The sequence below is a fragment of the Flammeovirga sp. OC4 genome (genome assembly GCF_000812565.1).
In the GTDB taxonomy this organism is placed as follows: domain Bacteria; phylum Bacteroidota; class Bacteroidia; order Cytophagales; family Flammeovirgaceae; genus Flammeovirga.
Genome location: NZ_JTAM01000014.1, coordinates 64,458 through 88,856, shown reverse-complemented (window position 1 = coordinate 88,856; position 24,399 = coordinate 64,458). Strand labels below are relative to the sequence as shown.

Here is a 24,399-nt window from a genome sequence, read left to right as displayed (position 1 = left end):
TATTCAAATTGAAATTAGTTAGTACGCTTGAAACGTTTCTTTTATTTGCTCTTTATGGTCTTAGTTACATACAATTTGACCTTTGTACTGCAACTTAATCTTTTTATATACATTCCAGCCTTTAGAACTTAAAATAGTATTATAATATACTTTTAATTTCCCTAGTTTTTGATCAAAATCCAATGGTTTTCCAAATTCGATACGTTCTTTACCTACTTGAGGATAAGCAGTTATGGTCATATCTCGTTTTAAGTCAAGTTGTGTCAACTGTGCATTCCAAAAACGATCATTATTCAGCTTATTGATAAAGTACAATAAATTTTGTCCAAATACTTCCTCACTCCAATATTTGTGCGACATTAATTTTTCAGTACCATCACCAGTAATTAACAACACTCTTGCTGCATATTTCTTGGAAAGCCCTATTAGTTTTCCTTCTTTATTAATATACGTTGATTTACCCGAAGGTGTAATCACTCTAGCAATTGGTCTATCCTGTTCAATATCAATAATTAAATTATTAGAGACATCACGAGACACTTCTGCTTTTCTTACAAATTGAATGGCATTCAAAGAATTCTCAATTTCCTTAATCGAAATTTGATTGAGATCTTTTCTTTCCAAATTCATTTTTGTAATGGCATCTTTCACCTCAGTATCTTCTACAAAACGAGGAGCATTGTAGTTTGTCACATTTATTACCAACTCCCCATCTGTGGTGTAGACATTCCTTCTTGTGACTGTGTAAAGTACAAAAATGACTAACAAGCCTACCAAGACTAAAATACTTCCTATTCCCTTTTGAGAGAAGAGTTGTGATAGTGATTTATTTTCTTTCATAAACTATTACTTATGAATTTGAGCAATATCTTTTATAAAACGGTCGATATTTCCTGCACCAACAGTGGCAATAACTTTACCATCATATTTCTTTACCTCATCTAAAAGGTCTTCATCTTGAACAATACGTTTGTTGTCATGAAGAATTTTACCTAACAACATTTCTGAATTTACACCTTCTACAAACTTTTCTCTCGCTGGATAAAGTGGTAATAACCAAACTTCATCTGCAAGTGATAAACTTTCTCCAAAGTTATCTGCAAAATCAGCTGTTCTAGAATATAAGTGAGGTTGGAAAATTACCGTGGTCTTTTCCCCTGGATATAAGGCTTTGATCGACTTTATAAAAGTAGTGATCTCTGTAGGATGATGTGCATAATCATCAATATATACTTTATCTGCTGTATCAACCCACTTTTCAAATCGTCTTTTCACACCTTTATAGCTCTCTATACCTTCCCTTACTTCTTCAGATGTAATTCCGATTTGTAAAGCAATTGACATGGCTAATAATGCATTCGCCACATTATGAAAACCTGGCATTTGAAGGCTTACATTTTTAAATGTAATAGTATTTATATGAGCATCAAATACAAAAGCTCCATTTTCCACATGTAGATTTTCAGCATAAACCTCACCTCCTTCAATACCATATGTGGTGAGGTCTACTTTGCCTTGAGGTTTTAATTTTTGAATACTTTTCTCCAAAAATAAATGTCCATCATCAGGTAATTTATTAATGAACTCTTGGAATGATACAAAAACTGCATCCTCGTCACCGTAGATATCTAAATGATCTGCTTCACAACTTGTTACTCCGATAATATCAGGTGAAAGTTGTAAAAATGAACGATCAAATTCATCAGCTTCCACTACCACTATATGATCCGATTTACTACTATCACCAAGTAACATATTCGTTCCATAATTTGTGCTGATACCGCCTAAAAACGCTGAGACATTTTTTTGGGCAGACTTCAAAATATGTGAAAGCATTGAAGAGGTTGTCGTTTTACCATGTGTACCTGCTATACCTACAGTAAAACTATCTCTCGTGATCAACCCTAAAACTTCAGCTCTTTTCTTTAACGTATAACCATTTTCTTTCAAGTATTGCATCCCTTGATGTGATGCAGGAATAGCAGGTGTGTATACCACTAAAACATCCTCCTTGGGCAGTGATAATAGTTTTTTCGACAAAGCTTCCTTACTATCATCAAAAACAATATTAATACCTTCTTCTTGAAGTTTTGTTGTTAAATCTGTAGGTGTTTTATCATAACCTTCCACTTCATAGGAATTAGCATTAAACCATCGTGCCAAAGCACTCATTCCTATTCCTCCGACTCCTAAAAAATATATGTATGCAGGTAACATTTTCTATAAATTAATTCATTCTTTTATAATGATGCTCAGCAGACTCTAATACGGCATTTGCTATATCATTGGCTGCATTAGGCTTTCCTAATTGAAGGATTGCTTTACTCAAAGACTGTAACTTCTCTTCGTTTTGCATCAAAGCTAACATCTCGTCTATCAATTGCTCTCTCGCTTCAGTATCCTTGACAAGTATTGCAGCGTCTTCTTTCACTAAAGCAGTTGCATTTTTTGTTTGATGGTCCTCTGCAACGTTAGGCGATGGTACTAAAATAGAAGGTTTACCCGCTAAACAAAGTTCAGAAATGGATAATGCACCAGCTCTTGCTACTACAATATCAGAAATGGCATATACGTTCGCCATATTTTTAATAAATGACACGACATGCAAGCCTTCTTTGTCTCCAAACTCTGCATGGTATTTTTCATAGTAATACTTTCCTGTCTGCCAGATCACTTGAATTCCTTCATCCAATAATCTTTGAACTCCTTTTGCCATGCTTTCATTCAGAGTTAAAGCCCCCAAACTTCCACCAAACACAAAGGCAACCTTTTTAGTTGGATCAAAACCCCACTCTTTATACCCTTCTTCCTTTTTACTCTCTAACTCAATAATATCTTGACGAACGGGATTTCCTGTAAAAGAAATAACCTTTTGCGGAAAGTAATATTCCATACCAGGATAAGCCACACAAATCTTTTCTGCTCTTCCTCCTAATATTTTATTTGTTAAGCCAGCATAACCATTTTGTTCTTGGATTACGGTTGGAATTTTGCTTGACTGTCCTCTCCACATAATAGGGCCACTTGCATAGCCTCCAACTCCTACAATCACATTCGGCTTATAATCGCTGATTATTGAACTGGCTTTCCATAAACTTTTAATCAACTTAAAAGGGAATGATAGGTTTTCAAGTGTCAACCTTCTTTGAATTCCTGCAATTGGTAAACCGACAATTTCATAACCAGATTCAGGTACTTTTTCCATCTCCATTCTCCCCTCTGCTCCTACAAAAAGAATTTCAGTTTCTGGACGTTGTTCTTTGATTGCGTTGGCAATAGCGATAGCAGGGTAAATATGACCGCCAGTACCACCTCCTGATATGATAACTTTTAACTTCATTTGTTTTATTTATGGTTTACCAAGATCATTAGGGAATAACATTAATGCTAATTCTTCTACTCACTTGTTTTGTAACATCGATAGCCCTTTTCTAAAAATAAGTACTTCAAAAAATGTAAAACAGAATAATTTCAGGTTCTTATTTGAATTCTAAGAGCACTTACAACCCTCTAAAAAAGTAAAAGTATCCTATTACTAGAATACTTTCACAAAAATAGAATTATTTTATGATTATGAGTAGGTTTGAAACTGCTCTTTTAATGAAAAACAACACCTGTCCTTTATTTACCGGCTTGATCTTTTCCTCTGAGTATTACAAAAGATCCTTTGATCTTTACTTCTTCATCTCCTGGATTAAGTCTGTAATTCGTTAATTCAGCTTCATAATAATAATTTCCAGGTTCAAAAAGGTTTCCTCCCTCTGTTTTTCCATCCCAATTGATTTCTATATCACCACTATGTTCATCACTGTTGTATTCATAAATCACAGATCCCCATCTATTGATCACGGAGAACTTTACAGTTTTAACGAATCGTGGGCAACGCATTGGGATAAATGTATCATTGATACCATCACCATTCGGGCTAAAAGCATTTGGTAATTCATAATAAGGGCAATTATCCTGAACAATTATATTACTCAAATCACTTTCATTTCCAGAATTATCTAAAGCTGTAACCGCATAAGATCCCGATACAAATTCTCGATTAAGTAAATCATAAAAGAATCCCTCTGAAAGCTCTCTGTCAGCAGGGTGATCAATTGTCATCAATGGTGCTCCAAAATCTAATTTATTGATAGCTTCTCTTGGAGTAAAATAGATATTATACCTCACAATATCTTCATCACACATATCTCCAAGTTGATTATCCCACGTGAGTTCTACAGAAAATCTATCTTTTGCACAAGTTCTTTGTCCATCCCTGAAAGGAGTAACATTACAATCATTAGGGTCATTTAATAACATCCCATCATCATAATTCTCCAATGATAAAATCGGCGGACAAGGCGGAATCGTGTCTAACAATTCAACTGTTAACTCTTGTGTCTTATTAATTAACGGTTCGGCAATGATGGGTTGCTGATAAGATCCTACTGTTGATACATAATAAGAATATAACTTTCGATCATCGAGAGGGTCAAGCTCAGTACCATTATCTGTATATCTTAATCCTTCTGTATTAACATATACACTATCATATAAAGAATAATCTGGCTCATCACCTTCCACCTTTCTATAAATGTAATGATAAACACCCACAGTCAATCCACTCGCTAACACGACAGAATCAGGTGTTAAATTCCATGGAACTGTACCTCCCCATGATAAATCAACAAAATCAATTCCCGAAGATGCACTCAATTTCACAAAATTAGCGATGTAAGTAGTATCTGAAGGTGATCCATTTTCTAAAAGTTCAATTCTATAATGGTAATGGATACTCACATTGTTAAGTAGACGATCCGTAAAAGTAGTATCATTTACTCCTAAAGGACTTCCATTTAATTTTAGGTATTCACTATCTTCAGCTTTTTCTTCACCATCCGCTCTGTAAATATTGTACTGTACACTCGAAAGGTCTGCAACATCCAATGGCTTAGTCCATCTCACTAAAATTTCCCCATCATCTAAACCTGTCTCATTTACATCAGTATTTACAATATATTGTGAATCAGGAATAAAAGCACAAGCTTCTGAAGACGCTACACTTTCCCCACCTTGCGGAGGTTGAAAAACTGCATAAATCCTATAACAGTAAGTGACTCCTTGCTCAACATTTCTATCAATGTAGGTATTTTGACTTGCATCAACCTGCCCTACATATTTGTAACCCGTCCAGTTAGGCAAACCTGTTTCACAAGAAGGTTCATAATCAAACGACCCTACTTTCCTGTAGATATAAATTTCTCTCGCATTAGAGCACTCATAAGGGTCCCAACTTAAGGTAACTTTATTATCATACCTCTGTAATTCATCTGAAGTAGGAGGGTTAGCAGTTAAGCCTAATGGTGGTGGCCCTAAAACATGAACATTCCAATTTTCAAGGGTTCCTAAATCTGTATTTCCAGCTGACGTTTGATCGACGGCTTCGAACGTAATTTGATAAGGTGCAGATCGAATATCATCACATGTTGGTGTCCAGGAGAAAGCTCCATCCGCTTTACTATTATTCAATCCATAATAATTGACATCAAATCCCATATCTACGTAAGGTGAGATATCCACATCTTTTTGAGCTATTTTAAAATCAATAGGATGAGGTCCCCACTCAACGGTTGAATCAGGATTATAACATGGTTCTGTATCTTGATCTTCAGCAAAAATAATCTTAGACAATTCAGTTCCTGCTATCACACAGGTATCAGGAGGTGTCTCGATCACTGGTCTTAAGTTAAGCGGATCGGTAATAATCACTTGCATATCTCGGTTTACAGCGCCAATACGAATACCATCTCTCCACTCTTCTACTAAAAATGCGATATTGTATTCTCCAAAAACAAAAGGAGCATTCCATACCAAGTCTCCTGTAATTTCGTCAATGTAGAAAACGGGTGGTACCTCACAATCCTCAGTCTCTCTTGACCATTCTTCATTTGGATCATCTGGAAAACGGTAATTTTGCACTGGTGTATCTTCACCTTGCAAACAAACCGTTAAGCGATAAGATAAACTATCGCCATCCACATCATAAGCCCCTGCATTGTGTACAAACTTCTGACCTACAGCACCTTTAATAACAGGTGGAATAAGTAAGAAAGGAGAACTATTCAACCCTAGTACTGGATTGATAAAAAACTCAGATTGAATAAAGAAAGGTGTTTCTGATGAAATGTCCATATTTCTCACACCGGGGTTTCGGTTTCTTTCAAAGTAGCTTACTTTATAGCTTCCTGACGACGGAAATGTATGACTTACTCTATATCGAATAATCTGAGTTTCCCCATCCTGTGTAAATCCCAATTCCTCAGGTGACACAATAGCATTATCAGTACCATCTCCAAATGAAATAGTACCTTCACCTGCCTGAACTCCTGTTACATCTCTATAAAGAATTACAGTAACCTCATAAGTCAACGAAACTTCATTGACCCTTCTCATCGTAAGGTCACCTGCTCTAATATGAGTAGCTAGCGCTTGAGTCTGAAATAAGAAACTGATTGACAATAGTATCAGTACAAAACTGACCTGCTTATATGTTTGTAAATTCATATTAAAATGCTATGCGTATCATTTATAGGTTTAGTCTGAATGATTGATTCATTAGTTTAATATACAAATCAATTAGCAGATTTGTCAACGATTACCAGTGAATTGTTTCAGATATTTTTTCAATATCAAACAACCAACTTACTTTTTTGCCATTACACTTTAAGTGCAACATATTTCTTTGGTCTTGATGTACGTCACAAAGTATTGTATTTTTTATTTCTAAATCCTTCACTTTTTTTACATTAGGGACTTCTAAATAGATCCAAAGTGACTGAATATCTCTTTTTTCATCGGTCTCTTTTCCTACCCAATGCAATGTCACATCTTTATCATTAATTTTTAGCTGCAGCTTTTCTTGAAGGTATTTTAAAATCCACTCATCACTTTTAACTTCTTCTTTATCAGTAAATAAATGCAACTGAGGTCCTCCATTGCGTATTACACCTTCTTCCAAGTCATCAAAAAAAACTTTCAAGGCTATTTCTACTCCCTTTGTACTTTTGTTATAATTTACCTCACAAACACTTAAATGTATTGGATGAAAATTAGCTCCCATCGATAGGAGAACACTAAATAGGACAATAAAAGGTTTAATCATTAAAAAATTCATACGAAAAAGAAAATTGATTATGTTTAAAATCAAGGATAAATTATAATTCTACAAATATAATCTCAGAATTTCTCTATTTTATTTAAGACTATTAATGTCAATTGATAATTTCATTAAATATTTTTTTTATTTTTATAAGTAAGTTAGTAATATCAATTAAAGCAGAAATTCTAATTTACTCAACTCATATATGTCTAAATTTCTGTAATCAATCTGAAACTATAATTTACAAATGGGAAAAAAAATACTAGTAGCTGAAGACAGTTCAGTAATACAAAATATCACTAGAAAAGTTTTACAATTTCAAAATTACGAAATCATTTCAGTTAAAAACGGTCAACAAGTATTAGATAAGCTAAATAAAGACCATTACGATGCTATCCTTTTAGATATTAATATGCCTGTGATGGACGGAATGGAATGTGCTCAAAAAATTAGAGCTTTAGATGATGATTCAAAAAATGCCGTTCCAATCGTAGCTATTACTGGAAATGCTAAAAACTATAGCATGGACGATTTCAAAGCAGTAGGTATCAATGAATATTTACCAAAACCATTGAACTTTGACAACCTAGTCAATGTGGTAAACAAAGTCACAAATAATTAAAAATCCTTACTTACCTACGAAGATTTCAACTGAATAAGTTACATTGCAAGGTGTAATTTATTCAGTTTTTTTATGTCCAATACAAAAAAGGTTATTCTAAAACCTACAAAAGGTTTACAAACTAAACTAGAAGATTTATTTGCTGAAACGGAATACAATCTCCGTTATGAAAAAGGAAGTTTTAAATCAGGATACTGCTTGATCAAAAATGCAAAAGTAGCCATTATCAACAAGTATTATAGTCAAGAAGGAAAAATTCAATCCATGATTGATATCCTCAATGAAATTAGTATTGATAGCAGCGTACTCAGCGAAAAAAATCAAGACCTTTATGCCACTGTAACTCAAGAAGGTTTCAGTCTATAATTACAACTCATTTTTTTAGTAATTATGAAAATTACATTTTTAGGTACAGGTACTTCACAAGGTGTACCAATTATTGGATGTCAATGCGAGGTCTGTAGTTCTATAGAATACAAGAACAAGAGATTACGTTCGTCAATACATATTGAAACTAATGATCAAAAAAGCTTGATTATAGATTCAGGACCAGATTTTCGTCAACAAGTACTTCGAGAGAAAATAACAACTTTAGACGGATTGATCTTTACACATCAACATAAAGATCATACGGCAGGAATGGATGATATTCGAGGATTTTACTTCTTGAATGACATGAAGCCTATTAACTTATATGGAACCGAAAGTGTTTTTGATCAATTAAAACAAGAGTTCAGTTATATATTCGTAGAAGACAAATACCCTGGAGTTCCTTCTGTAGAACTCCATGAAGTGAGAAAAAATACAGACTTTACGATTGGAGATACTTCGATTACTCCCATTGAAGTTTGGCACAGAAAACTACCCGTTATGGGATACAGAATTAATAATTTTGCTTATATCACTGATGCTAATAGAATTGATGAAGATCAGATGCAAAAATTAAAACACCTTGATGTTTTAGTTTTAAATGCATTACAACACAAACCTCATCAGTCTCATTTCAACCTCGAAGAGGCTCTAGAAGTTATTGATACCCTAAAGCCCAAGCAGACTTATCTAACTCATATCAGTCATAACCTAGGTTTGCATGCTGAAGTCGAAAAAACACTCCCTGATACTATTTCATTGGCGTATGATGGACTTAGCTTTACGCTTTAAAAGAGGTAGTTTTTCATTCCATGAATAAACAAAAAAGCTCATTAAACAACCTTAAATTGTCTAATGAGCTTTTTTAGAAATATCTTAAAACTAAGCTGAAGGTAACTCTGCAATAATCGTTTCTCCTCCTCTTGTTTTCTGCTCTAAATTGACGTTGATTTTAGCATTCAATGGTAAGAAAACATCTATTCTTGATCCAAATTTTATAAAACCAAACTCCTCTCCCTGTTTTACAGGATCTCCTTCTTTTACATACCATCTAATTCTACGAGCCAAAGCTCCTGCAATCTGACGGTAAAGAACTTGAATACCATTTTCATTTTCAGTAACAAAGGTAGTTCTTTCATTATCAGTACTTGATTTTGGATGCCAAGCTACCAAAAATTTACCAGGATGATATTTAAAGAATTTAACTACTCCAGAGATAGGGTTTTTACTTAAATGAACATTCAATGGAGACATAAATATAGAGATCTGAATTCTCTTTTCATTGAAGTATTCATTCTCTTCTGTTTCCTCTATCACAACCACCTTTCCATCAGCAGGGGCTATTACGAGGTTTTCTCCTTGAGGTATTGTTCTTCTTGGATTTCTAAAGAACTGCAGAATTAGTAAAAAGAATATAATACTAACTGTTAAAACTATTGCATGCACTGTTTTAGCTTCAGGCATGTAATAATAAAGTGGCGCATTTAGGACTGTTAGTAAAATCAATAACGATATAAGTAATGAATGTCCTTCCCTGTGTATTGTCATGAATATGTTTAAAATAAACTATTTATTATCTCCAATAATTTTCATTTCATCTATTCAGAAAATGAAATAAACACTGGCTAATGATAAAACATACAAATGTAGTATTTCTTATTAAATATTTATCTTAATATGAATAAAACTAATGCCCAGCACCAATAATTCTTAGTCTTTTTCTATTACGTTTCTCCTTTCTTTGCAGTTTTTCTTGTTGCCTTTGTGATTTTGCTTTTTTATGTTTTGAATGCTTGTGCTTAGCATCCCCTCTATGTACGTCTCCGTATTTTTGGTTCTGTCTATATTTGTAACTGTTTCCTCTTACTACTGCTCCTCCTAAAACTGCATGAGAATGTTCTTGTTGTATCCCACAAGTTTTAATCGGACAGAGTGGTTTTCTCTGTTTAATTGTATAAGCAACTTTTACCTCAGCAGACATTCTTGTGAGAAAAAAGGAAGAATTTGTACTTCCATCATAATCTAGTAAACCATTATTTGGAAGTTGTGCTGCTGAACTAGCATAATAGAAATTTGTATTCAACATTCCTGTAATACTAATTCTATCTGTTACATACTTCGTGTATCCAACCCCCAATCCTAATCCGATTCCTGCTGTACCATTTGAACCTTCCATACTAATAGTATCCATTTCAGAAATAATCTGACCAGTAGATGTGATTTTACTAGAATGATAAGAAGGTGCAACCCTCACGAAGAAACTTTCATGAATGTAGGGTAAAAAAGAGTTTTGGAAAAACTTTAAAAGGTAAAAATCTCCGTAGACTGTAAAGTCAACAAATTGAGCCTCAGAAGAAGCGGTTTGAAATGCTGAATTAGAAGCGTTTGAGTAATAGGTATTGGCATAGCGAAAACCTACAGCTATTCCATCTTTTACTAAATAATCTGATGATAAATTCCATCCCCAACCCCAACTTAACCCAGGGTAACTAACTCCTGTCATTGAATTAGTAGACGAAATACTTTCTTTCCATTTACTTGAAAAAATATTCTCAGATTGAAATCCTATACCTGCCTTCCATACAGCATATTGTGCTCTTCCTTCTTTTGAAAAGCACAACAAAAAAGCAACTATTATTAGTTTATAAAAAAAATTACGAGGCATTAATTTAGATTTCTATTTTGATAAGATATAAAACTTCTATGCAACTACTATGCAAGTTTAGTTTTATACCTATAAATAAATTCCATTTTAGTGTTTAAAAAGCAAAAAAAAGAGTTCCCGAAACTCGAAAACTCTTTCCTCTTAAACTAAACTAACAAACAAACTTTCAACTAATAAAATCTTATTAGGTTACAAGTAAGTTCCTTACGATGCTTGGCGAACCTCTACATCTGCTATCAATGATGTCATGTTTTCTAAAACACGATCAACCACAAAAGATGGAACTTCTCTTCCTATTATATCTTTGTAATCTTCTTTGGTATAAAAAAGATCTAAATTTCTAGATTGGCTAAACAATTCAAATACTCTTGATTCTACATATTGTTGCAATGCAAAATTAAATACTACAGTAGTATCAACTACTTCGTTTTCACTATTGATAATCACATCATAGATTGGAGTCATAACTCCTTCTAATTGTGTTATTTTAAGTGTTCCATAAATTTTTTCATTTGAAGAATGGTCTGTATAAACGAAGTTAAATTTGATAATCATCTAGGTTACTATTTTAAATTGTCAGCGATATTTGTTTAAGTAGATCTTTGTTAAATCCACGTCTGCAATCAAGCAAATTTCAATTAAGTGCACAAAAAAATAATAGTAAAAAACACACTAATAAAGAAATAATACAATATTTTCTTTCTAAAAACGCATTTAAAAGGCTATTTCAAATGATTTTTAGTAAATGAAATTTAATAAATGAATATTCTCTCATTTAACATTTAAGCAGAATATAATTTTACGCAAAAAAGGTATTCTTCATAAAATGAAAAAAATAAAAATCTAAATAAAAAAAAGAACCTGTAAATTTTACAGGTTCTTTCTCAACTAACAAACAAACTTCCAACTAATTTTTAAAGCAATAAGCTATTTTATGGGTTGTAATATTTTAATATTTTGACTAAGAAGCGTGACGTAACTCCACTTCTGTATTAATGATTTCAAATTCATAGAGCTTGTCTTTAATGATATCATAAGACAATTCTTTAGAAAGTACTGTATAATAATCTTCCAAAGTAGCTTCTATACATTGTTCTCTAAACTCAAGAAATGTTTCATATATTCTTGTTTCAGCAAATTGATTAATTCCTATCTTCAACAACTTTAATCTTTCAATCTCCGTAAGTCGCTCTCCATTTGTTTCTATATCATATCTCAAAAGGTTATGTTTTGATGATACTTGTAAAAAAACTGGAAAATTAATATCAGAATACTTCAATTCTCCTTCTAATGTGATTTTATGATATACGTTCATGGGACAGGCTTTTTGGTAGGAACTAAATTTTTATATTATTCAAGGCCTAGCGACTTTGTTTAATAACTCTAAATAATTGTAAATATTTCAATTGTACAATATAATTAACCGTATGATATACATTTTATTAAAATAGTGATATGAATTACTTTATATTCTTATATTTTAAAATGTTTTTTTTCCAAGTCTGAGGAACTTTTTCAGTAGAATACAATTCGTGAGTGTCACACAAAAAAATGACAGAAAGAAATAGTTTTAATTATAAAACAAAAAAAAGTACCAACCCTTTGATTGGTACTTTGAATTCTTTCTAATTATAGGAGATCAACTTTATCTAGGACCTCTTTAGGGACCTCTTTTGATAATTCATCAATACAATCTTGTAATGACACATTACGCCTTGTCTTTCTTAAAGACAAAAAACGTTCATAAAGCAATGATTTGCATTCGTTTAGTGTTATTATTTCATTTGCAATTTGATGATTAACAGTTGATAGTGAATAATTTAAAGTTATTGTAGACTTAGTTATGAAAGAATTTTGATAATAAGATTTAGTAGAGTGTACGGTCATATAAACAGGTAAATGTTAAAAGAAGTGTGTTAATAAACTTTAATTTCAACATTTTAAATTTACCATCAAAATAAAATTGTAATTTTAACACTTTAATATATAAACAAAAAAAGAATCTATAAATATTATAGATTCTTTTCACTAAAACTAAACTAACAAACAAACTTCCAACTAATCGAATATTTTATAAAAGCTTACGCTTTATTATGTTCTATACTTTGTTCTTTTTGATTACAGTACTAAATAAGTTTATTTTTTACACTTATACAAATATTCATTTAAACTTATTTGCATTTCCATGAAAAATACTATTTCTAACCTCTTCAATACTACTTTTGGAGATAATCTTGAAACACAAACCCTTCTTTCCCTTCCACTCTTACTTTCATCCAATTTTCTAATTTTTCAATAAAGAAAAGTTCTGTCCCATTTTTGACACCATCTGGCAATACTTTATTATTTCCTATTTCAGGCTTTTGCCTAATATTTAAGTTGCTTCCTTTCGTTTTTACAAAAAACTTACCCTCTTGTTCTTGAACAAAATCAGAGGAAACCCACCCTTCAATTCCTTCCACCTTCACTTTCAACCACTCATCATGATCTTCCAAAATTTTTACTTTCTGGTTGTTGGGTAAATGATCAATCACTTCACTCTCTTTTGTGGGTTGATCTCTGAGTCTTAAGGTCGTGTTTACATTCACAGTTGCTATATCTCCAATTTTCAAAGGACTAAGTTCCTCATCAAACTCATCCTCTTCTGTCTCTTCTACATACTTAGGGAGTTGAATTTTATCTTCAGAGATCACCTCTAATGTAAACGAAGAGCCTAATCCCAACAGTTCATCCATCGTTGGTCTAGATGATAATATGTCGAGAATACCATCTTTTTTGATGGTTCTCTTTTTCGTCTTAAAAGCGATGTCAGCATAATTTTTACCTACTAGAATACAACCACGTGTGTCTGTAAAAAAATTACCAGAGTGAATTAATATACTTGTTCGACCTGGTACTTCTTCTCCTTCCTCTGTTTGAATATGAAAAGATCTATTGGCATAATTTCCGATACTTCTAAATACTGCGTTGTACTTCCCTTCAGGAATACATGAAATTCGATTTTTATTTTCTTTCCATGGCAGTTCAAGTGTATTACACTTAAACAGCACTTCATCATCATCATTTACGATAGTCAAATTACCTAGTGTTTGAAATTTTGAATAGGTATTTCTTATAAGTGTTGCTTTCATATTTTATAGGGTTGATGGACATTCATTTCTAATTTCTACAATTATTTATCCTTTTCATAACAGTAGAGCATTGAAAAACAAGCTAAATAGTATGGTATGGGGTATTTTTTTAGCATATTCGCATTATATTTTTTTTCGTCATTGTATACAGACATAATTAGTTTCTGATAATTATATCTGTTTACTGATTATACAGTATACTAAAACTTCAAGAATTCGGGAAATGAAAGTACTCATTCTTGGCTCTGGGGGTAGAGAACACACATTAGCGTGGAAAATCTCCCAAAGCGACAAGCTAACAAAGCTATATGCCGCTCCAGGTAATGCTGGAACTGCAGAAGTTGCACAAAACATCAGTATTTCAGCTACTGATTTTAAGAAACTTGGACAATTCGTTCAAGAAGAAGGAATCGACATGTTAATTGTTGGTCCTGAGGCACCACTTGTAGAAGGTGTAGCTGATTATTTTGCAGAGAATGAAAACCTTTCTCATGTTAAGGTAATTGGTCCAAAAAAAGCGGGAGCACTTTTAGAAGGTAGCAAAGACTACTCTAAAAAGTTCATGATGCGTCATAATATCCCTGCAGGCGCTTCAAAAACATTTACTTTGGAAACACTTGACAGTGGTTATGCATTTTTGGAAATGCAAAAACCTCCTTATGTATTAAAGGCCGATGGTCTTGCTGCTGGTAAAGGTGTATTGATCATCAATTCTTTAGAAGAGGCAAAAGCTTCATTGAAAGAAATGTTGAGTGGTCAATTTGGAGAAGCAAGTAAATCAGTACTTGTAGAACAGTTCCTTGATGGTATTGAACTTTCTGTTTTCGTGATCACTGATGGTAAAAATTATGTGACACTTCCTGAAGCAAAAGATTATAAAAGAATTGGCGAAGGCGATACTGGCTTAAATACAGGTGGTATGGGTGCTGTTTCACCAGTTCCATTCGCAGATCAAGCTTTTATGGAAGAAATCGATAAAACGATCGTTAAACCTACAATTGACGGTTTAACGAAAGATGGTATTGATTACGTTGGATTTATTTTCTTTGGTTTGATCAAAGTAGACGGTAAGCCTTATGTTATTGAATACAACGCAAGAATGGGTGATCCTGAAACGGAAGTTGTTATTCCAAGAGTAAAAAGTGACTTACTTGAGATTCTTGATTTAGCGGCTCAAGGTAAACTTGATGAAGCTTCAATCGAAATTGATGAGGACTTTGCTTCTACAGTTATGCTAGTATCTGGTGGATACCCAGAAGCTTACCAAAAAGGCAAAAAAATCACTGAAATTGATCAAGTACAAGATGTGATTCCTTTCCATGCAGGTACTACTTTCAGCGAATTAGGTGAAGTAATTACTAGCGGTGGTAGAGTGATTGCAATGACTGCTAAAGGAAAAGACATGAACGAAGCACTTCAAAAGTCTTTTGCAGCTGCAGAAACAGTACAGTTCGATCAAAAGTACTTCAGAAAAGATATTGGCTTTGACTTATAATCACTTGAGTCAGATCTAAAATTATAAGAGTATGTTTGGAGCTTATTTCTAAGTTCTAAACATGCTCTACAAAGTAAATTTCTTAATCATAACTGCATACTTTTAAGTAAGTGTGCTCCAATCATTTCAATTATACCATGAAAAAGATAGGTGTTTTAGGAGGTGGGCAATTAGGCCGTATGATGATACAGTCCGCTATGAATTTAAATATTCAAGTGAAAACCTTAGATCCTGATCCCAATGCCCCATGTAAGGCAATGGCACACCAATTTGTTGAAGGCTCAATTAATGAATATTTCACTGTTGTAGAATTCGGCAAAGACGTTGATGTTTTAACCATAGAAATGGAAAACGTAAACGCCCAAGCATTAATTGATATTGAAAGACAAGGAATTGTTGTGTATCCCAAACCAAATCATATTCAAATGATTCAAGACAAAAGGGTACAAAAACAATTTTATCTTGACAATGGTATTCCAACTTCTCCATTTGTTTTGGTTGAATCCAAAGACGAATTAGAAGAGTATGAAGATTTCCTTCCTGCGGTAATGAAAGTAGGAAAAGGTGGCTATGACGGACGTGGTGTTCAGGTGATGAAATCTAAAGATGATTTCGAAAAGGGATTTGATGCTCCTTCAGTATTAGAAAAAATGGTAGATATTGATAAAGAGATCTCTATCATTGCTGCAAGAAACCCTAGTGGTGACATCACTACTTTCCCTGCCGTTGAAATCGTTTACCATGAAAGTAACTTAGTAGACTATTTGCTTTCTCCGGCAAGCATCCATTCAGATGTAGAAGAACGTGCTAAAATCATTGCTTATGATCTTCTTGAAAAATTAGATTATGTAGGATTATTAGCCATTGAATTCTTTGTGGACAAGGAAGGAAATGTGATTGTTAACGAAATTGCACCAAGAACACATAATAGTGGTCATCAAACAATTGAAGGCAATGTAACTTCTCAGTTTGACCAACATATTAGAGCAATCCTTGACCTTCCTTTAGGTGATACAAGTAGAAGATGTGCTTCTGCAATGGTCAACGTTTTAGGGGAAAAAGGTTATACTGGTGAAGCAAAATACGAAGGTGTTGAAGAGATTTTAGCGATTCCTGGTGTTTATATTCACCTTTATGAAAAGAAATTCACTAAACCAGAACGTAAGATGGGACATATTACCATCATTGCTGATGATAAAGATGAATTGCTTGATAAAGTGAATAAAGTGAAGAAATATTTCAAAGTAATTGCTTAAGGGCTACTTTGATTACAATATAAAGGAGGTGTTAGTATAAATAACATCTCCTTTTTTGTTTTTATATAATTTAGAAAGCGCCTTAAAAACCTTATTATTTGGCATGACTTTCGACTTTACCTATCCAAACAATTACTATCAATCCTAGATGAGAACATTAACTTTTATCTTCTTACTGATATCTCCCCTATTCTGCTTGTCACAGACTTTAACACCTGTTTCAAAAAATGGAAAATGGGGGTTTCTACAAAATTCAAATAACACTTACCCCTATCAATTCATCACTTACAATAAAAACGATGAAGTTTTCAAAGTTGGACAATCCAATAAAATTGGAATTTTAGACCTGACAGGAAAAACTTTAATCCCTTGTGAATATGATCGTGTTGAAGTAGTAAGTAATCAACTATATGTAGTTTGGAATGAAAAAGGGGCTACAATTGTAAATAAACAAAACGTTCCTCTCAGTACTACGTATTATGATCACATTTCTCCTTTTGGAATGTATCTTAAAGTTACGGACAAAGGAAAAGAGGGTGTCATCAAAAAAGACGGCACGGTCATTTGCAAACCAATTTATGACACAATTACTTTACTCAAAAACAACCCTGTCTTTGTCGTTCAAAATGGAGATAAAAAGGGTTTTGTTGATTTAAAAGGTGAAGCTCCTTTAACTATTGAGTTCAAAGATATTAAAGTCGTTGCTCATAAACAGCTATTAGCGACTTACCACAATACTCCACTCGTTTCATTTATTTTAATCAATGACGATGGAAGCTTAAAAAGTAAAAAAGATTTCAACAAAAAATCTGACTTTCAATCTTTTCAGAAAAGATTTTATTTAAGTGTCATAAAAAAGGAATTTGCACAGAGTGGAACAACTACACCACAATGGATCGAAATCATGGGAGATCATTATTTAATTGCTCCTAATGGTAAAGAATTACTGGAGGGTAAGTCATTTTTCTACGTTCAACAAGCAAATGATAGTCCTCTTTCAATTGCAAGAAGACAAGAAAGAGATGGCACATTAAAATATTATTTAATTGATCATCAAGATGGAAAAATCCTTTTTAGTGATACTTTTAAAGACATTGTTTTTGCTGATTTTGGAGAAAGTAACTGGGCTAGAATCTCTGTAGATACACTTTGGGATTGTCTGATTAATAAAGACGGTGATGTAAAGAGAACTATACAGGCTGATGGCATGAATTACAGCATGCTTGACATTGGTAACTTTTATGAAGGTTTAGCCTATTATCATGCGAAAAACAATAACAGTTACGGTTTTATCAATACAAATGCTGAGAGCGTTATCCACCCTGCCTATTCACTTGCATCCGATTTTAAAGAAGGATATTCTATTGTGAAGAAAAATGGAAAATTTGGAGCGATTAATCAACAAGGGAAAGTGGTTATCCCTATTTCTTATGACGGCATTTCACTTTGTGAAAAAGGTTGGTTTAGAGTAAAGATGGGCTCTGGAATTTCTGGTAAATGGGGAGTTATCAACACCTCTGGAAAAATAGTATTAGAGTGTAAATACCAAGAAGTACTATTAGATGACAAAGGGGCCAATGTAAAATTAAATGGTGCTTGGGGACGATACTTACGATCATATAAATGGGCTTTTAGCCCCAAAATAAAGGTTTCTAAAATTCATGCTTTCAATAATGGTATTGCAAAAATGGAAAGAAAACCGATTTATGATCCTGTTGACAGAAAGACCATTCGTGGTTATAAATATCAAGGCTTCATTAAAGAAAATGGCAAAGTCATCATTCCTCCTATCTACTCGTCAATTATTGGTTTTCAAAAAGCTTGGGAAAAACAAGAAGGTTTGGCGATTATCAACAAGAAAAACTTACATGGCTTTGTCAATTATTTGGGGGAAGTGGTATTGGAAGCTGAATACCTTTCAACAGGTAATTTCACTGAAGTTTGGACTATACACAAAGGCATTGCTAAAGTCACAAATAAAGATAGATTGACTTCATTTGTAGACTCTAACGGGAAAGCAGTTTTATCTTTTGAATATGATGACATAAGTGACAGTTATGAAAAAATCTGGAACGATAGTACTGGAGTTGCCATTGCCCAATTAAATGGAAAGAAAGGATTGATAGACTTCGAAGGAAATAAAATATCGCCATTTGTGTATCCTAAATTATTTCAAGTCAATTCCAATTTATTTGTGGGGCAAGTACTCAATAAAAAATGGGGGATGATCAATCAAGAAGGTGATACAACAGTTGCTTTTAAACATTCAAAAGCATTACCTCTATCCTCAAAATATTCTCAATTGATACAAGATACTTCCCTTGTTTATTCCTTGTTAGACGATGGGCAATGGACGAATAAAATAATTACAGAAAAAGAGGAAAAGGTTGCTTCTATTCAAAAGAAAGACGAATATACTTACCATCATATTGGAGAGGATTACGCTATTGTTTCCAAGAAAGGGAAATCAAAACAACAAGGCGTGATTAATAAGGAAGGTAAAGTGATCATTAAACTAAGCTTTAAGAAGATTTTGCCATTTAATGAAGGTATGGCCGTTGCACAAAAAGATGGGAAATCAGCAAAAGATAGAAAATACGGCTTTATTGATAAAAAAGGGAAATGGGTGATCTCAGCCACTTATAATAATGCACATTCTTTTACTAATGGTTTAGCTGCAGTCTGTGTGAAAAACAAATGGGGCTATATCGATCAAAACAATAAAATCATACTTCCTATTCAATACAATAAGGCATCTGATTTTTATGGTAGCATTGCTATTGTGAATGAAACTTCAATTATCAACCAAGAAGGGAAAACAATAGGGAGTATTCTCAAATCAGAATCAATCAAATCGGTTCATCAAAACCATATTATTGTAAAAGGTATTGGCTATGAAAAACACCTTTCTATTAATGGAATTGAGCTTTATGATATGGATTTTGACGAAGTGACTCCATTTAATAGTGCGGGAATAGCTTTTGTAAAAACAGGTGAACAATGGGTTCTAAATAGAACGATTAACGACACTAAAGTCACAAAACTGTTCACAAAAACAGAGAAGGAGTTCTATGAAGAAAAATATGGTAAGAATAGAAAGGTAGTTTCACTTACGGGAGATGTAACAAAAGACCATGGTTTCGAAAAAGTTAAAGACGGACAGTGGAGAATGATTGGGCTAGATGGTCAACCACTCAACAATATTATATTTTATAATGTAAAAGACCACAAAGACGGCACATTTACGTTTGAAATTAAAAATATAGGTATGGTAACCAATCAAAGTGGAAATATTGTTACGGAACACTTCATTCAATCCACTCAGCTTTTCGGTGATGGAATTTTAATCTATAACGAAGGGAATTCGGAGTTTATCCATTAATAAAATTTATTCATTATACAAAAATGGGCAGATCAATCTTTCAATTTGATCTGCCCATTTTTATTAAAGTGACACGTACATACCACCTTAATTTAGTGTTGTTTATTAGTGTTTCGAATTTATATACTTGAATTCATTAATGACTTTGCTTGTTCTTCTCCTTTCGATGTTAAATGAGGGAAAGTTCGTTTATTTGAAATTTCAGGATGATGAATAAAACCTTGGTTTTCCATCATATTCAGTAATACTTCCGACTCTGCATTGGTCATTGAAATCCCAAGATTTCTTGCAACTTCACCAAAAGAGTTTCCAGAATTGAGGCAAATACCGACTAACAGTTTCGAGAATTTGATTTCACTTGACATATCAAAAAAGGGTTAAGGTTTAACAGTTATAATAGTTAATATTTAATTACGGGATCGGTTTCGTTAAGATTCATTGTTTAACTCTATTTAATATCAAACAATATTAATTTAAGACGCTTTAAAAAGTGGCCCCTTAAAACACAAAAAAGCTGTGATTTTCGAAAAAACCACAGCTCTATCTTTATAATTTGAATGCTTAATTAAGCATCACCATTGATTAAACTCATTGCTTTATCATTTCCTTTTGGTGATAAATAAGCAAAAGTTTCTTTCGTTGATCTTTCAATTTTAGAAACGAAACCGTCCATCTCTAATTTTGATACAAAATTGTTGATTTCATCTCTATTGGCATGAATCCCAAAGTTTTTGGCTATGGACTGTAGAGAATCACCACTTTTTAGGCATAATCCGATAAGGAACTTAGAATACTTGACTTCTGTTGACATAATTATTATTAGGTTATTACTTAGTTAAGAAATAAAGGGTAATGTTTCGATATAACAATCTCTAATTGTTATTGTTTTCAACTATTAATACAAAGGTCAAATTCTGCAACCGATTTCGCAAACTTTTATTGTTAATTCTCTGTAAACATATAATGGTATGAAATACAATTCATTAGAAATAAATATGAATTGATTCTAAATAGATGAAAAGAAAGTTATAATAGTTTAATAGTTCTATTATCTTTGCACGTTCATAAAAAATTATCATGAGTAGTATCCGTAATATCGCTATCATCGCCCACGTCGATCATGGCAAGACCACATTAGTAGATAAAATGCTACACGCGGCTCAATTGTTCCGCGAAAATCAAGAAACAGGTGAGTTGATCCTTGACAACAACGACTTAGAGCGTGAAAGAGGAATCACCATCCTTTCTAAAAATGTTGCTATCGAATACAAAGGAGTAAAGGTAAACATCATTGACACTCCTGGTCACGCCGACTTTGGTGGTGAGGTAGAACGTGTATTAAAAATGGCTGATAGTGTATTACTATTGGTTGATGCCTTTGAAGGGCCAATGCCTCAAACTCGTTTCGTTTTAGGTAAAGCACTTTCATTAGGTTTAAAACCAATCGTAGTAATCAACAAAGTTGACAAGCCAAACTGTCGTCCTGACGAAGTGCATGACCAAGTATTTGACTTGTTCTTCAACCTTGACGCTACTGAAGAGCAATTAGAATTCCCAACTTTCTACGGTTCTTCTAAAAATGGTTGGATGAGTGATGACTGGAAAAATGAAACAGATTCAATCGTTCCATTATTAGACGGTATCATTGACCTTGTTCCAGAAGCACCATCTCCAGAAGGTGACCCTCAGTTGCAAATCACTTCATTAGACTTCTCTAACTTCGTTGGACGTATCGCTATTGGTCGTTTAACTAGAGGTACTTTAAAAGAGAGATCTTTTGTAGGTTTAGCGAAAGCTGACGGTACAATCAAGAAAGTACATATCAAAGAACTTCAGACTTTCGAAGGTCTTGGACGTAAGAAAGTAGAAGAAGTACACGCTGGTGACCTTTGTGCAATTGTTGGTATCGATGACTTCGAAATCGGTGATACAATCACAACTGTAGAAAATCCTGAGCCACTTCCTCGTATGGCTATCGAAGAGCCTACAATGAGTATGTTGTTCATGATTAACAACTCTCCTTTCTTCGGTAAAGAAGGTAAGTTTGTTACTTCTCGTCACTTACGTGACCGTTTATATAAAGAGACTGAAAAGAACTTAGCTTTAAGAATTGAAGCTACAGATTCTGAAGATAGATTTATTGTTTATGGTCGTGGTATTCTTCACTTAGCCGTATTGATTGAAACAATGCGTCGTGAGGGTTACGAACTTCAAGTTGGTCAGCCTCAAGTGTTATACAAAGAGATTGATGGCGTGAAGCACGAGCCAATTGAAACATTAGTTATTGACGTTCCTGAGGAAGTTTCTGGTAAAGCAATCGAATTAGCGACTCAACGTAAGGGTGAATTGTTGATCATGGAGCCAAAAGGTGACATGCAACACTTAGAATTCCAAATTCCTTCACGTGGTATCATCGGTTTAAGAAACAACATCTTAACAGCAACTGCTGGTGAAGCAATTATGACTCACCGTTTCAAAGAGTATGCTCCTTTCAAAGGAGAAATGACTTCGAAAACAAACGGTGCAATCATCTCTGACCAAACTGGTACTCCTACTGCTTACTCTTTAGATAAGCTTCAGGATAGAGGTGTATTCTTCGTAGATCCTACTGAGGAAATCTATGAGGGTCAAGTAATTGGTGAATTCAACAGACCAATGGATTTAAGAGTAAACATTATCAAGGGTAAGAAATTAACGAACATGCGTGCTGCAGGTTCTGATGACAACTCTAAGATTGCTCCTAAACGTCAATTCTCTCTAGAAGAATGTATGGAATACATCAGAGAAGACGAATTAGTAGAGGTTACTCCTGAGAATATTCGTATGCGTAAAATCAAATTGAAGTAATTACTTCATTGATTTTTGCTTATCAAAAACGGCTTGAAATTTAGTTTTCAAGCCGTTTTTTTGTGGGGAAAATATTTTGACGATGGTTTTTGTTGTGGTTTGGTGGGCGGCATATGGAACGTAATCTTAAATAACGTGTTGTGGTTCGGCGGGCGGTCATATAGGACGTAGACTTAAATAACGTGTTGTGGTTCGGCAGGCAGTCATATAGGACGTAGACTTAAATAACGTGTTGTGGTTCGGCAGGCAGTCATATAGGACGTAGACTTAAATAACGTGTTGTGGTTCGGCAGGCAGTCATATAGGACGTAGACTTAAATAACGTGTTGTGGTTCGGCAGGCAGTCATATAGGACGTAGACTTAAATAACGTGTTGTGGTTCGGCAGGCAGTCATATAGGACGTAGACTTAAATAACGTGTTGTGGTTCGGCAGGCAGTCATATAGGACGTAGACTTAAATAACGTGTTGTGGTTCGGCAGGCAGTCATATAGGACGTAGACTTAAATAACGTGTTGTGGTTCGGCAGGCAGTCATATAGGACGTAGACTTAAATAACGTGTTGTGGTTCGGCAGGCAGTCATATAGGACGTAGACTTAAATAACGTGTTGTGGTTCGGCAGGCAGTCATATAGGACGTAGACTTAAATAACGTGTTGTGGTTCGGCAGGCAGTCATATAGGACGTAGACTTAAATAACGTGTTGTGGTTCGGCAGGCAGTCATATAGGACGTAGACTTAAATAACGTGTTGTGGTTCGGTGGGCGGTCACATAGGACGTAGACTTAAATAACGTGATGTGGTTCGGCGGGCGGTCACATAGGACCGCCCCTACGGGGTGAACGTGGTCAAATCTTTATGGAATGTCTGCATGCCATTTTCACGCATGATGGCTTCATTCTCCTCTCCTATTCCAATAAATTCTAATCCTAGATTTTGGGCAGTTTTCAAATCCCATAACCCATCTCCTATGGAATAGATTTTATCAAACTGCTCTACTTTGTAGAATTCCTTCGCGTTTTCTATCGCTTTTGAAACTATATTTTCTCTTTCGTAAATGTCATTTGAAGGTACTAATTGTAAAGGATCATAAGATGCTCCAATTGCTGCAAGTTTTAATTTTGCAGGCTCAAGCAATGATCCTGTGGCATAACAAATACCATAATTCTTATTCTTTTGGAGGTTTTGTATTAATTGGGAAGCTCCTTTAATTTCTTCGATTTTATGCTGATTGATTTCTGAGAAGAGGATGTTCGCAAACTGTGCTTGTACTTCAGCATCAAAAGGCTTTTGTACGTGCTCTTCATAAATCACTTTTGAAATATAAGAATCCGTGTGATGTTTATAGGTTTTAAAGTTGAATCCTTCTTCTTTTACACCTAGTATTTTTAATGCTTTTCTAAAGGCTCCAATATGTATTTTGACGGAATCAGTCAGTGTGCCATCGATATCAAAAACGATTAAGTTCATTTATTTTTTTGTTTAG

General features: G+C 33.9%; 20 protein-coding genes. 7 read left to right on the top strand and 13 right to left on the bottom strand.

Translation table 11 applies throughout. From position 1 onward, the window contains the following. Positions 1-60: 60 nt before the first annotated feature. The 5 genes from PL77_RS12110 to PL77_RS12090 form a co-directional block, all read right to left on the bottom strand. Positions 61-840 (bottom strand): cell division protein FtsQ/DivIB, encoded by a 780-nt coding sequence (locus PL77_RS12110; protein ID WP_044205390.1) that lies wholly within the window; start codon positions 838-840, stop codon positions 61-63. A 6-nt stretch (positions 841-846) separates the two neighbouring features. Further along, complete coding sequence (gene murC, locus PL77_RS12105) at positions 847-2,217, bottom strand: UDP-N-acetylmuramate--L-alanine ligase (protein ID WP_044205388.1); 1,371 nt, start codon at positions 2,215-2,217, stop codon at positions 847-849. A gap of 10 nt (positions 2,218-2,227) precedes the next feature. Continuing rightward, on the bottom strand, positions 2,228-3,340 hold the full coding sequence (gene murG, locus PL77_RS12100; RefSeq protein WP_044205387.1) for an undecaprenyldiphospho-muramoylpentapeptide beta-N-acetylglucosaminyltransferase: 1,113 nt from the start codon (positions 3,338-3,340) through the stop codon (positions 2,228-2,230). A gap of 281 nt (positions 3,341-3,621) precedes the next feature. Then, entirely contained in the window at positions 3,622-6,552 is a 2,931-nt protein-coding gene (locus tag PL77_RS12095; protein WP_044205385.1) for a gliding motility-associated C-terminal domain-containing protein, read from the bottom strand. A 91-nt stretch (positions 6,553-6,643) separates the two neighbouring features. Then, positions 6,644-7,162 carry a DUF6702 family protein gene (locus PL77_RS12090; protein ID WP_156152340.1) on the bottom strand — a complete coding sequence of 173 codons (519 nt, stop codon included), beginning with the start codon at positions 7,160-7,162 and terminating at the stop codon, positions 6,644-6,646. Positions 7,163-7,394: 232 nt separating this feature from the next. Here PL77_RS12090 and PL77_RS12085 point away from each other — a divergent pair, with 232 nt between their 5' ends. The 3 genes from PL77_RS12085 (at position 7,395) to PL77_RS12075 (ending at position 8,930) form a co-directional block, all read left to right on the top strand. Then, positions 7,395-7,769 carry a response regulator gene (locus PL77_RS12085; RefSeq protein WP_044205382.1) on the top strand — a complete coding sequence of 125 codons (375 nt, stop codon included), beginning with the start codon at positions 7,395-7,397 and terminating at the stop codon, positions 7,767-7,769. Between the two features lie 72 nt (positions 7,770-7,841). Then, entirely contained in the window at positions 7,842-8,135 is a 294-nt protein-coding gene (locus PL77_RS12080) for a hypothetical protein (protein WP_044205381.1), read from the top strand. A gap of 24 nt (positions 8,136-8,159) precedes the next feature. Then, positions 8,160-8,930 (top strand): MBL fold metallo-hydrolase, encoded by a 771-nt coding sequence (locus tag PL77_RS12075; RefSeq protein WP_044205380.1) that lies wholly within the window; start codon positions 8,160-8,162, stop codon positions 8,928-8,930. A 90-nt stretch (positions 8,931-9,020) separates the two neighbouring features. Here PL77_RS12075 and PL77_RS12070 read toward each other — a convergent pair whose 3' ends face one another. The 5 genes from PL77_RS12070 to PL77_RS30485 all read right to left on the bottom strand — a co-directional run bounded on the left by PL77_RS12070 (position 9,021) and on the right by PL77_RS30485 (position 13,934). Then, entirely contained in the window at positions 9,021-9,686 is a 666-nt protein-coding gene (locus tag PL77_RS12070) for a phosphatidylserine decarboxylase family protein (RefSeq protein ID WP_044205379.1), read from the bottom strand. Between the two features lie 139 nt (positions 9,687-9,825). Next, positions 9,826-10,803, bottom strand: a complete 978-nt coding sequence (locus PL77_RS12065; protein ID WP_044205378.1) for a hypothetical protein — start codon at positions 10,801-10,803, stop codon at positions 9,826-9,828. A 204-nt stretch (positions 10,804-11,007) separates the two neighbouring features. Next, a complete protein-coding gene (locus PL77_RS12060; RefSeq protein WP_044205377.1) occupies positions 11,008-11,358 on the bottom strand; it encodes a hypothetical protein in 351 nt (116 codons plus the stop codon). 406 nt (positions 11,359-11,764) lie between these two features. Continuing rightward, positions 11,765-12,118 (bottom strand): hypothetical protein, encoded by a 354-nt coding sequence (locus PL77_RS12055; RefSeq protein ID WP_044205375.1) that lies wholly within the window; start codon positions 12,116-12,118, stop codon positions 11,765-11,767. 901 nt (positions 12,119-13,019) lie between these two features. Next, positions 13,020-13,934, bottom strand: a complete 915-nt coding sequence (locus PL77_RS30485; protein ID WP_052444349.1) for a DUF5675 family protein — start codon at positions 13,932-13,934, stop codon at positions 13,020-13,022. 223 nt (positions 13,935-14,157) lie between these two features. Here PL77_RS30485 and purD point away from each other — a divergent pair, with 223 nt between their 5' ends. From purD to PL77_RS12030, 3 genes are all read left to right on the top strand, one after another. Then, complete coding sequence (gene purD, locus PL77_RS12040; protein ID WP_044205374.1) at positions 14,158-15,429, top strand: phosphoribosylamine--glycine ligase; 1,272 nt, start codon at positions 14,158-14,160, stop codon at positions 15,427-15,429. 137 nt (positions 15,430-15,566) lie between these two features. Continuing rightward, entirely contained in the window at positions 15,567-16,685 is a 1,119-nt protein-coding gene (locus PL77_RS12035; protein ID WP_044205373.1) for a 5-(carboxyamino)imidazole ribonucleotide synthase, read from the top strand. Positions 16,686-16,833: 148 nt separating this feature from the next. After that, entirely contained in the window at positions 16,834-20,067 is a 3,234-nt protein-coding gene (locus PL77_RS12030; RefSeq protein WP_082026508.1) for a WG repeat-containing protein, read from the top strand. A gap of 119 nt (positions 20,068-20,186) precedes the next feature. Here the strand turns inward: PL77_RS12030 and PL77_RS12025 are convergent, their stop codons facing one another. Next, entirely contained in the window at positions 20,187-20,432 is a 246-nt protein-coding gene (locus PL77_RS12025; protein ID WP_044205370.1) for a hypothetical protein, read from the bottom strand. A gap of 200 nt (positions 20,433-20,632) precedes the next feature. Continuing rightward, complete coding sequence (locus PL77_RS12020) at positions 20,633-20,878, bottom strand: hypothetical protein (protein ID WP_044205368.1); 246 nt, start codon at positions 20,876-20,878, stop codon at positions 20,633-20,635. A gap of 266 nt (positions 20,879-21,144) precedes the next feature. On the opposite strand from PL77_RS12020, the gene typA reads away from it, so the two are divergent. Next, positions 21,145-22,914, top strand: a complete 1,770-nt coding sequence (typA, locus tag PL77_RS12015) for a translational GTPase TypA (RefSeq protein WP_044205366.1) — start codon at positions 21,145-21,147, stop codon at positions 22,912-22,914. Between the two features lie 830 nt (positions 22,915-23,744). Here typA and PL77_RS12010 read toward each other — a convergent pair. Next, entirely contained in the window at positions 23,745-24,383 is a 639-nt protein-coding gene (locus tag PL77_RS12010) for an HAD family hydrolase (RefSeq protein ID WP_044205365.1), read from the bottom strand. Positions 24,384-24,399 lie beyond the last annotated feature (16 nt).